Below are 11,094 nucleotides of genomic sequence, written 5' to 3'. Positions count from 1 at the left end.
CTTCTTCAAGGACCTCATCGCCCGTGGACTATCCGGTGTGTTCCTGGTGGCCAGTGACGCGCACCTGGGCATCCAGCATGCAATCGGGGACGTGTTGCCGAATGCCTCGTGGCAGCGGTGTCGGACGCATTTCGCGAAGAACCTCTCTGGGCTGGTGTCGAAGACCCAGTGGCCGACGTTGTCGGCGATGTTCCACACGATCTTCCACCAGCCGGACGCACAGGCAGTGTGGGCCCAGGCCCGGGAGGTTGTGGAGTTCTGCCAGCAGAAGTTCCCAAGAGTTGCTGATTACCTCGAGGAATCCCTCGACGACATCCTCGCTTTCACTGCGGCGCCGAAAGCGGTGTGGACGAAGATCTGGTCAAATAACCCCACTGAAAGGCTCAACCGGGAAATCCGGCGTCGTACCGACGTGGTAGGCATTTTCCCGAACCGGGAGGCCGTGACCCGGTTGGTCGGTGCTGTGCTGGCCGAGCAACACGACGAGTGGATCCAGCAGAAACGCTACATGTCACTGACCAGCCTCGAACAAACCACAGCGATCATGACCGTCGCCACCATCGACGAGAACCCGACTACCGCGAAAGAGATCAGCGCATGAAACCCCACCACAACCAGGCCCGAGCAGGACCCTAACCCCGCCCACACACAATCAGCCAGAACGAAAGGACAGATACACCACTACCCAGGACTTGACCCCGCGACATAGCCTTTGACGTGGTCGAACTGCGCGGCTGCCGCTTCGACTTCCGTCTTGTTGCGTGCGCACAAGGCTACGTGAGCGCCTTCTGCGGCTAACGCCTGCACTGCGGCAAAACCTAGCCCTTTGCTACCTCCGGTAACGATGGCGACCTTATCTTTTAGTCCTAGCTCCATTATTCACATCTCCCATCTACTGGAACGTGCAGACCCATAGCGAGTCAATTCGTTTGTGCTGCGACTCCGATGACCTTGTGCAGTCCGGCAAACTGAGCGTCACTTAGCCCCAGCTGATTGGTCGCGGACGTACGGGATCGGACGCACTAGGTTCAGCCTTGCGCAACGGATACGGCAATGTAATTCAGCTGCTTCGTCAAAATATCGAGGCCACCATCATCTCCTAGCGTCTCCTTGACGTCCCTCCACGTGTACTCCACAAGGGACTCATCGTTGTCCACAACGCGCCAGATAGTGCCCACGGAATCGGCCTGGCGGGTCTGGCGAACCTAAGCACATATTTCTTTCACAGACACTGTCAACTCGTCGTCGCCAAGTAGTGGCATCAACGGTGAGTACTGCCCCATTTTAGGATTCTTTAATGGCAAACACGCGGGCGGGGAAGCCAGTTCCACTGCGCGGCTTCGCCCACGTTGCCACTATCAACGCGCCCGCTTCCGGCAACTGATCCAAGTTAGCCAGCAGTTCGATCTGCCATTTATCTTGCTGCAGCCAGTAGAGCTCGCATTCGAAAACACCGTGGTCGATGGAGGAACCGGGATCCGTATCCGTTGTCTCGTGGCCGATAGCCACGACGTTGCGCTCCTTATGCAGAAACTCCAACGCTTCCAACGACCAGCCAGGGCAATTACTCTTCCCTTCACTATCTTTGCCGTACAGGTCGTTCGAATCCCATCGCTTCGACCAATCGGTACGAAGCGCTACGAAAGCCTCGGGAGGAATCCGCCCGTTTTTCTCCTCCCACCGCTCAATATCAGCGACGCCCGCCGCATAATTCGGGTTGGCGTGAGTCTTGTCAACGATGTTCAGCACAACCAGCGGAAGGATCATTTCATCGACGCAAAGCTCATCGAGAGTACGTCCACCTTCCACAAAGTGCACTGGGGGATCGACGTGGGTTCCCCACTGGCCAACCAGAGAATATTTGGTCACCGCGAAACCCTGCTCCGCAACTGTAAAAACCTCCTCAGTCTGCTGGTCGGGAAGGATTGAGAACTTGGGCTGGCCGGGAAAGAAGGTGTGGGTAAGGTCAACAAATTCGTACCGGGAGCTGCGTAGGCTTCTGGCAAACTCCCACAGCGGGTTGGACTCAGACATGGTGGGGTACTCCTTAGATGCACTAGGCAGACAATAATGTCCGGACGTGCCGAACAGCTTTGTTCATTACTCGGCTCAACTTAAGGGGATACCCCGGATAGGCAATCATCTCGAGAAATAAATTCACCACTCCCTTTCCGGACGATGAACCCCGTTAGCCCTTCCCACCACGCGCAAATCAGAAGACCTCCCCCATCCCAGCCCCGGCACACAACACTCATCCACCCCCAGCCACCCCCGAATCCCAAAGACTTTTCGCGGTACGCTTTGCTTTTCCACCGAAAGTTGTAAGCTTGACCAGAATGGGTTCTGACGGGAGTGGAGTCGGATTTTCCTGCTCTAGCCCCCTCCTGTTGTGCAGGACGATCTCTAGATTGCGTGAAGCTTTTACGCCGAACCCAGGCCGTAGGAATGTAAGAGACGAGGTCAAGAAATGGCATACAAGACAACCAATCCGTACACCGGAGAAGTACTCAAGACTTTCGATACCGCCACCGAGGCCGAGATCGACGCAGCCATCGCGTCTGCCGACGCGGCTTTCCAGGAATGGTCCGCGAAGCCGATCGAGGAGCGCACCGCCGTCCTCGCCAAGGCAGCCGAGATCCTCGCCGAGAACAAGCGCGAGTACGCCGAGATCCTGACCATGGAAATGGGCAAGCTTCTGGCCGAGGCCGAGCTCGAGGTCGACATCTGCATCAAGATGCTCGATTACTACGTGAAGTTCGCCAAGGAGCACCTCGCTCCCCGCTACCTCCCGGCCGAGGGCTTCGGGGACCAGGACATCGCCCTGGTCAACGACCCGCTCGGTGTGATCTACGCTGTCGAGCCGTGGAACTTCCCCTTCTACCAGGTCGTCCGCATCGGCGCGCCGCAGTTCGCTGCTGGTAACACCATCGTTTTGAAGCACGCCAGCAACGTTCCGCAGTCCGCGCTCAAGATGGTCGAGCTCTTCGAGCAGGCTGGCGGACCGAAGGGCCTTCTGACCAACGTCTTCGCCTCCCACTCCGCGTCGGAGCAGATCCTCGCTGACGACCGCGTCCGCGGCGTGGCCCTGACTGGTTCCGAGGGCGCAGGTGCTGCTGTGGCATCCACGGCAGCCAAGCACCTGAAGAAGTCCACTCTCGAGCTCGGCGGCGCTGACGCGTTCATCGTTCTGGAGGACGCTGACCTGGACAAGGTTGTCGAGTGGGCCGCGTTCGGCCGCCACTGGAACGCCGGCCAGGTCTGCGTTTCCTCGAAGCGCATGATCATCGCCGACGCCCTGTACGACGAGTTCTTGGAGAAGTACACCGCGCGCGTCAAGCAGTTCGTCGCTGGCGACCCGATGGACGAGAAGACCACCCTGGCGCCGATGTCGTCCCAGGGCGCTGTCGACGACGTCGCTGAGCAGGTTGCCGCCGCCAAGGCTGAAGGCTGCACCGTCACCGAGGTCGGCATCGAGCTGCCGAGCCAGGGTGCGTTCTACCAGCCGACCATCATCACCGACATTCCGTTCGGCTCCGAGACCGCCCACACCGAGTTCTTCGGCCCGGTGTCCTCGATCTACCGCGCCAAGGACGACGAGGACGCGATCCGCATCGCCAACGACAGCCCGTTCGGCTTGGGCGGCTCCATCTTCACCAAGGACATTGAGCGCGCCCGCAAGATGGGCCGCAAGATCGACACCGGCATGGTCTACATCAACCAGCCGACTGGTGTGAAGGCTGACGTCCCGTTCGGTGGCACCAAGCGCTCCGGCTACGGCCGCGAGCTCATCGACTGGGGCATCCACGAGTTCGTCAACCAGAAGACTGTCGTCGTCGCCGACATCGACGGCTCTTTCTAAGGCTTAACGCCACGAGGTACCGATAAGGCGCCTCACGAAGCACTAGAGCTGGGCCCGGAACACTCAAGTTTCCGGGCCCAGCTTTTTGCTGTGCCGAGGCCGTGTGACAGCCCCCAGTGTTGCGGTCGCCAGACGGCGCGGTGGCGAGGATTTTTCGGACGCGGCAGCGCTGCCCTGTGGAGCGGTGCCCCGGATATGGGCATCGGGGGTTAAACTTGGGCGCTATGAGTTCTTCCAAACCGGATCTGACGACGACGGCTGGGCGCCTTCAGGATCTGCGCAACCGCCTGGACGAGGCCCAGGCGCCAGTCGGGGCGGAGGCCATTGAGGCCACCCACGCCGCGGGCCGCACCACGGCGCGTGAGCGCGTCGAGAAGCTGCTCGACCCCGGCTCCTTCGTCGAGACGGATGCTTTGGCCCGCCACCGCGTCGAGGCCTACAAGATGGATCGCACGAAGCCCCCGACCGACGGCGTCATCACGGGCTACGGGCTTATCGACGGCCGCCGGGTCTGCGTCTTCTCCCAGGACCAGACCATTTTCGATGGTGCCATCGGCGAGGTCTACGCCGACAAGATGCTCAAGCTCTACGAGCTGGCCACCAAGACCGGTGTGCCCCTGGTGGGAATCTACGATTCTGCAGGCCCGCGCTGGCAAGAGGGCGTGGTCACCGCCGCGATGCAGGCGAAGCTGCTGCGCGCTGCCACCACCGCGTCCGGGCTGATCCCGCAGATCGCGGTAGTCGCTGGGCGCACCGCCGGCCTGTCTGCCATCTCGGTGCCACTGTCTGACGTGGTCATCATGGCCGAGGCTGCCTCGGTACACCTGGCTGATCCAGGTATCGTCACCACTGTCAGCGGCACGGATGCGACCGCGGAGTCTCTTGGTGGATCCAGCGTCCACAGCACGAGCACGGGCCTGGCCCAGCTCACTGCCGCAACTGACGCCGACGCCGTCGCCCTGGCGCGCGATCTCATCGGCTACCTGCCGGAGAACAACCGCGCCGGCTCCCCGCTCGTGACTGTCACCGAGACGCCGGGGACCGACCTCAACGCCTTCATGCCTGATGACGACAGCGCGGCCTACGACGTCCACGACGTCATCGCCGCTGTCACCGACGGCGACCTGCTCGAGCTCGGCGCGGCCCACGCGGACAGCATCGTCACCGGGCTTGCGCACGTCTCCGGTCGCGCCGTGGGTGTCGTGGCCAACCAGCCCTCCGTGCTGGCCGGCTGCCTGACGGACGCCGCCGCGCGCAAGGCAGCGCGTTTCGTGCGCACCTGCGACGCGTTCAACCTGCCGCTCGTCTTCATCGTCGACTCCCCCGGCTTCGTCCCGGCGACCGAGGAAGAACACGCTGGCGTGGTCAGCGGCGCGGCCGCGCTCGCCTACGCGTTTGCCGAGGCGCAGGTGGGCACGGTGACCGTCGTGACCCGCAAGGCCTTCGGCCCCGCGTACGCGGTCATGGGCTCGAAGTTCTTGGGCGCCGACCTCGTCTTCGCGTGGCCGACGGCGCAGATCGCGCTTGCCGACGCCCCCACGGCCGCCGCCGCGCTCGACACCGACGCCACGGCCTACGCCGAGGAGAACCTCAACCCCTATGTCGCCACCGAGCGCGGCCTCGTCGACTCCGTCATCGAGCCCGCCCAGACGCGCGCTCAGATCCTCGAGGCCTTGCGTTTGCTGGAGCGCAAGGTAATCTACCCACCCATGAAAAAACACGGCAACATCCCTCTGTAAGGAGAACGAGTTATGACTACTCCCGCCACCAAGGAGACCACGCCTATTTTTTCCGTGGTCAGGGGAAACCCCAACGAGGACGAGATCGCCGCGCTGACCGCCGTTCTCGCCGAGCTGCAGGCTGCCGCTGCTGCAGCGCAGGCTGGCACGCCAAAGGACCGCAACCTGTGGGGCCGGCCCGCGCCGCTGAGCCACCCGAACGTGTTCAACCCCGGCGCCTTCGCCAACGTTTCCTACTTCTAGATGCGGCTCGTCCTCGCATCCCAGTCGCCCTCGCGCCTCATGCTGCTGCGCCAGGGCGGCGTCGACCCTGTCGTGTGCCCGGCCGACATCGACGAGGACGCGCTTCTCGCGTCGCTCGCAGGTGAGCCTCCGGCCCGCGTCGTCACGGCGCTGGCGCGCGCCAAAGCAGAGGTCGTTGCCGCTCGAAACCTCGGGGAGGTCACCGTCGGCTGCGACTCAATGCTGCTTCTCGACGGCGCCCTCCAAGGCAAGCCCCGCACGGTCGAGGCCACCATCGAGAGGTGGAAAGCCCAGCGTGGCAACCAGGCCCAGTTGCTCACCGGCCACGCCGTTCACTACAACGGCCACTGGGTAGAGGAGACCACCTCGACCACCATCCGCTTCGGGGACGTAACCGACGCCGACATCGAGGCCTACGCCCGCTCCGGGGAGCCGCTGCAGTGCGCCGGGGCGTTCACGCTCGAGGCGCTGGGCAGCTGGTTCATCGACTCGATCGACGGCGACCCGACAAGCGTGATCGGCCTATCCATGCCGCTTCTGCGCCGCGCTCTTAACAGCTTCGGCCTCAACGCCAGCGCGTTCTGGACCTAGCCCGCTACTGTGGGCGGCATGGAAATGAAGGACATGCTCGCACCCCCGCCCGTTGAACTCCCGCAGGACCCGGCCGCTGGGGCGGACTTGCTTGACGACGCCACAGTGCTCGCCCACCCCGACTCCCCTGCAGTGTGGGCGGCGCGCGCCGAGCGCGAGCTCGAGCAGGGCGACCGGATCGTCGCCTACGCGTATGCCCGCACGGGCTACCACCGCTCGCTCGATCGCCTGCGCGCCAACGGTTGGAAGGGCTGGGGACCGGTGCCCGCGTCCCACGAGCCGAACCGCGCGGTGCTGAACGCTATCGCGATGCTGGCCCGCGCGTCCCGGGCAATTGGTGACGACGCCGAGTACGACCGGTGCCGCCAGATGCTCTCGGATGCGGATCCGGGAAGCGTCGAGAAGCTCTTGGGCGATTAGGCGTTTGCTGCCTCGACACGAGAGATAGCTTCCTCGGCGACGAGTTCCTGGATTCCCATGTCGAGCTCGGAGGTAAAACCGACGCAGGAACAGTTGATCTCGCCGAGGACGTAGGTGTCGGCGCCGGTGGCGTCGTCGTCGGCAAGCATGAAGTCCGCCGTCCAAATCAGCGGGATGTTGTCGCCGCCGAGCTTTTCCGCGATGACCGGGCGCGCCGCGGCGAACATCTCGATCAGCTCCGGCCACTGCTCCGGGGTGTTGTAGGTGTACGTCGCGCCGGAGAACAGCGTCGCCGAGAACGCGTCGCCACCTTCGGCCGGCTTCTTGTGCACGACGAACACCGGGTGGGGGCCGACGAGGAGGATGCGGATCTCGCCCTCGGTGATGCGGGGTATGAAGCGCATGTCTACAAGCATGCCGTTGTCGCCCACGATGTACTGGTCGCAGAAGTCCATGAACTCGCCAAGCTGGCGGGTCTCCGTGTGGTTGTCCACAGCCTCGGTGCACTTGAGCTCGGTATCGAGCGGCAGCGCGGTGCCCGGCTCGACGTTCGCGGCAACCTCGGGGTCAGCGATGCGCACGCGCCAGATACCGGAGCCGGTAGAGCCGCGGTTCTGCTTGAGCACGCGCTCGCCGAAGGACAGCGAGGTCGGGAACGTCTCGTGGAACGAGTCGACGTCGTAGTAGGCGGCGGTGTCAGCCGGCACAAGATCGGTCTCGTTGAGCTTGACCAGCGCGTCCTTCGCGCCGTAGGCCATCATCTCCTCTGGGGTGGACATGCCGACGAGCCCGGCGTCGGAAAGCTTGGTCAAAAGCTCAAAGTAGCCCTTCTCCCCGCCCGGGATATTGCCCGGGTTGACGCGGGAGATGTAGCCGTCGAAGTTGTCGCTGACGTGGGCGAAGATGGCCTCGCTCCACTCGGGGCGGTAGAAGACCACCTCGGCGTGCCACCCATTCGCCTGGATGGCCTCGACGATCGGCATGGTGTCCTTGCGGTGGCCGTTGAAGTACTTGTCGGAGCCGCCTTCGACTTCGAAGACCACGATTGCCTTTTTCACGGGTGTCCCTTTCAAAAACGTGCACGCTAAGGAACCTGAACCGGAGCAAGCCCGAGCCAGCCGTGAAGGCGTACCACCAGCTTTCCCGTTGTGCTTTCCTGCAGTGCTTTCCTGTTGTGTTCCCGGCACAGATTAAGGGCATCGCCCTTGACACGCCCAACCACCACTGCAAACGTGTTTGAACTCACATTATTTCACCTTTGAGCCAAGCGTTACCGCCCAGCCACAGGCGCGGGTAAAATCAGCGCAGTAGAACATCAAGCGTTAAGGAGTAGGTGGATCTATGGCCATCGAACACGACCCGCACCCGCTTTACCAGGAGTTTGCCCACCCGGAGAAGTTCGTCTCCGCGGCGTGGTTGTCAGCTCGCCTGGGAACTGACGGCTTGCGCGTGGTCGAAAGCGACGAGGATGCGTTCCTCTACGACATCGGGCACATCCCCGGTGCCGTGCGCGTCGACTGGCAGCGAGATCTCAACGACCCCGTCACGCGCGACTTCATCGACGGCGAGGCATTCGCCGCGCTGATGAGCGCCCGGGGGATCTCCCGCGACGACACCGTGGTCATCTACGGTGACCGCGCGAATTGGTGGGCCGCCTACACGGCGTGGGTGTTCGAGCTCTTTGGACACCCGGACGTGCGCCTTCTCGACGGCGGGCGCGACGCGTGGATGGGCGAGGAGCGCGACACCTCCTACGCCGTTCCCGACTACCCGCGCACGGATTACCCCGTGGTCGAGCGCAACGACGCTCCCCAGCGCTGCTTCGTAACAGAGCTGCTTACCGACGCCCCCAGCCAGCTGATTGATTCACGCTCCCCTGAGTCCTATGCCGGTGTTCCCCAGCCCGCCGGTGCCGGTAAGGCGCCGGGGTTTCTGCGCCACGGCCACATTCCCGGCGCGGTGAACTTCCCCTGGGGCAACGCCGTCCACCCGAACGCAAGGTTCCGCACCCGCGCCGAGATTGAGGCTATCTATTCCTCCCTCGACCCCACCGCCCGCACGGTTACCTACTGCGAGCTCGGGGAAAGCTCGGCCCACTCCTGGTTTGTGCTGCGCCACATCCTCGGTTTTAAAGAGGTCGCGCTTTACGACGGCTCCTGGGCCGAGTGGGGAAACATGGTCCGCGTCCCGGTGGAAAAGTCACACTTCGAACCTACGGAGTAGTAAGTTAGGGAGACAAATGTTCTAGCTCCGGCGACGGGGCGATATCATCATGGCCGATACTTGGCCACCCCGCCACCGCATGGCCGGGCTAACGAGACTAGATTAGACAGGATTATCGCGTGTCCACTTTCACGAAGGTACTGATAGCAAACCGCGGCGAGATCGCGGTCCGCGTCATCCGCGCCGCTAAAGACTCCGGCCTGGCATCCGTGGCCGTGTACGCCGAGCCCGACGCAACTGCGCCATTCGTGGAGATGGCCGACGAGGCCTTCGCGCTCGGTGGCACCACCGCGGCGGAGTCCTACCTTGACATCGACAAGATCCTTAAAGCTGCCGCCGATTCCGGCGCCGACGCGATCCACCCCGGTTACGGCTTCTTGGCGGAAAACGCCGACTTCGCCCGCCGCGTCATCGATGCCGGCATCACCTGGATCGGCCCGTCGCCCGAGTCCATCGAGGCACTCGGTGACAAGGTGACCGCCCGCCACATCGCCGAAGCTGCTGATGCCCCCATGGCGCCCGGCACCAAGGACCCGGTTGCCGGGGCCGAGGAAGTCCTCGCCTTTGCTGATGAGCACGGTCTGCCTGTGGCCATCAAGGCCGCCTACGGCGGCGGCGGACGCGGCATGAAGGTCGCCTACACCCGCGACGAGATCCCCGAGCTCTACCAGTCCGCCAACCGCGAGGCCATCGCCGCCTTCGGCCGCGGCGAGTGTTTCGTGGAGCGCTACCTGGACAAGGCCCGCCACGTTGAGGCCCAGGTGCTCGCGGACCAGCACGGCAACGTCATCGTCGTCGGCACCCGGGACTGCTCCCTGCAGCGTCGCTTCCAGAAGCTCGTCGAGGAAGCCCCCGCGCCGTTTTTGACCGACGAGCAGCGCGAGCGCATCCACTCCTCCGCGAAGGCGATCTGCCGCGAGGCTGGCTACTACGGCGCAGGCACCGTGGAGTACCTGGTCGGCTCCGACGGGCTGATCTCCTTCCTCGAGGTCAACACCCGCCTGCAGGTGGAGCACCCCGTCTCCGAGGTCACCACCGGCATCGACCTGGTCCGCGAGCAGTTCCGCATCGCGATGGGTGAGAAGCTGCGCTTCACGCAAGACCCCACCCCGCACGGCCACGCCATTGAGTTCCGCATCAACGGCGAGGACGCAGGCGCCAACTTCATGCCGGCGCCCGGCACCGTCGCCGAATACGTCGAGCCGTCCGGCCCGGGTGTGCGCGTCGACTCCGGTGTGCGCGCCGGCTCCACCATCGGTGGCCAGTTCGACTCCATGCTGGCCAAGCTCATCGTCTACGGCGAGGACCGCGCCGAGGCCATCGAACGCTCCAAGCGCGCACTGGCCGAGTTCAAGGTCAAGGGCATCCCGACGGTAATCCCGTTCCACCAGGCTGTGCTGGACGACCCGGCATTCGTCGGGACGGGGGATTCGTTTGGCATCTACACCCGCTGGATCGAGGAGGAGTGGAACAACACCGTCGCCGCCTCCACCGAGGATGCTGCCGAGGCGGAAGATGCCGGTGAGAACCGCACCTTCGCCGTGGAGGTCAACGGCCGCAGGATCGAAATCGCCCTGCCGTCCTCCCTCGTCTTTGGTGGCGCACCGCGCCGGAAGAAGAAGCGCCGCTCCGCAGGCTCCAAGACCACCGTCTCCGGTGACGCCGTCGCGGCCCCAATGCAGGGCACCGTGATCAAGGTCAACGTCTCCGAGGGCGACGAGGTCGAAGAGGGCGACATCCTGGTTGTCCTCGAGGCGATGAAGATGGAAAACCCGGTCAAGGCCCACAAGTCCGGTACAGTCACCGGCCTCGCCGTGGAAGAAGGCGGCCAGGCCAACAAGGGCGCGGTTCTCATGGAGCTGAAGTAGCCCTACGCGGCCGAATAATGCCCCGCAGCGCCAGCGCGCTGCGGGGCATTCGTCTCGTTGCCGTCCCCTACGCGGGGAACAACACTAGGGCGTGTCTCCTAATTGTGGGCCTGTGCTCGAGCATGATTGAGGTGTGTCACAACGGTCTAGA

Annotated in this window: 12 protein-coding genes; 8 read left to right on the top strand and 4 right to left on the bottom strand. The window is 63.7% G+C overall.

What is annotated here, in order from left to right:
- Positions 1-601 (top strand): transposase (locus VVR41_RS10445; protein WP_368524718.1); only part of this gene is annotated, 601 nt, incomplete at its 5' end.
- An 80-nt stretch (positions 602-681) separates the two neighbouring features.
- Here VVR41_RS10445 and VVR41_RS10440 read toward each other — a convergent pair.
- The 3 genes from VVR41_RS10440 to VVR41_RS10430 form a co-directional block, all read right to left on the bottom strand.
- On the bottom strand, positions 682-876 hold the full coding sequence (locus tag VVR41_RS10440; RefSeq protein WP_368524717.1) for an SDR family NAD(P)-dependent oxidoreductase: 195 nt from the start codon (positions 874-876) through the stop codon (positions 682-684).
- A 152-nt stretch (positions 877-1,028) separates the two neighbouring features.
- On the bottom strand, positions 1,029-1,178 hold the full coding sequence (locus tag VVR41_RS10435; protein ID WP_368524716.1) for a hypothetical protein: 150 nt from the start codon (positions 1,176-1,178) through the stop codon (positions 1,029-1,031).
- A 106-nt stretch (positions 1,179-1,284) separates the two neighbouring features.
- Complete coding sequence (locus VVR41_RS10430; protein WP_368524715.1) at positions 1,285-2,034, bottom strand: cyclase family protein; 750 nt, start codon at positions 2,032-2,034, stop codon at positions 1,285-1,287.
- A gap of 433 nt (positions 2,035-2,467) precedes the next feature.
- Here VVR41_RS10430 and VVR41_RS10425 point away from each other — a divergent pair, with 433 nt between their 5' ends.
- From VVR41_RS10425 to VVR41_RS10405, 5 genes are all read left to right on the top strand, one after another.
- Positions 2,468-3,859 (top strand): NAD-dependent succinate-semialdehyde dehydrogenase, encoded by a 1,392-nt coding sequence (locus VVR41_RS10425; protein ID WP_368524714.1) that lies wholly within the window; start codon positions 2,468-2,470, stop codon positions 3,857-3,859.
- A gap of 224 nt (positions 3,860-4,083) precedes the next feature.
- Positions 4,084-5,598: an acyl-CoA carboxylase subunit beta gene (locus VVR41_RS10420; protein WP_368524713.1), complete on the top strand. Its 1,515-nt coding sequence runs from the start codon at positions 4,084-4,086 to the stop codon at positions 5,596-5,598.
- A gap of 12 nt (positions 5,599-5,610) precedes the next feature.
- A complete protein-coding gene (locus tag VVR41_RS10415) occupies positions 5,611-5,841 on the top strand; it encodes an acyl-CoA carboxylase subunit epsilon (protein ID WP_321103739.1) in 231 nt (76 codons plus the stop codon).
- Positions 5,842-6,432, top strand: coding sequence for a nucleoside triphosphate pyrophosphatase (locus VVR41_RS10410; protein WP_368524712.1), 591 nt, complete (start codon positions 5,842-5,844; stop codon positions 6,430-6,432).
- An 18-nt stretch (positions 6,433-6,450) separates the two neighbouring features.
- Complete coding sequence (locus tag VVR41_RS10405) at positions 6,451-6,852, top strand: DUF3151 domain-containing protein (protein ID WP_368524711.1); 402 nt, start codon at positions 6,451-6,453, stop codon at positions 6,850-6,852.
- Here the strand turns inward: VVR41_RS10405 and VVR41_RS10400 are convergent.
- Positions 6,849-7,910, bottom strand: coding sequence for a Cj0069 family protein (locus VVR41_RS10400; protein ID WP_368524710.1), 1,062 nt, complete (start codon positions 7,908-7,910; stop codon positions 6,849-6,851). The two genes, VVR41_RS10405 and VVR41_RS10400, sit on opposite strands and share 4 nt — an antisense overlap.
- Positions 7,911-8,193: 283 nt before the next feature.
- Between VVR41_RS10400 and VVR41_RS10395 the strand changes: the two genes are divergently transcribed.
- Complete coding sequence (locus VVR41_RS10395; protein WP_368524709.1) at positions 8,194-9,075, top strand: sulfurtransferase; 882 nt, start codon at positions 8,194-8,196, stop codon at positions 9,073-9,075.
- Positions 9,076-9,194: 119 nt separating this feature from the next.
- Entirely contained in the window at positions 9,195-10,943 is a 1,749-nt protein-coding gene (locus VVR41_RS10390) for a biotin carboxylase N-terminal domain-containing protein (protein WP_368524708.1), read from the top strand.
- Positions 10,944-11,094: the final 151 nt, after the last annotated feature.

The sequence above is a fragment of the Corynebacterium sp. LK2510 genome (assembly GCF_040946405.1).
Lineage (GTDB): Bacteria > Actinomycetota > Actinomycetes > Mycobacteriales > Mycobacteriaceae > Corynebacterium.
Note: the sequence above shows the minus strand (reverse complement) of the source record. Positions and strands in the feature narration are given on the sequence as shown.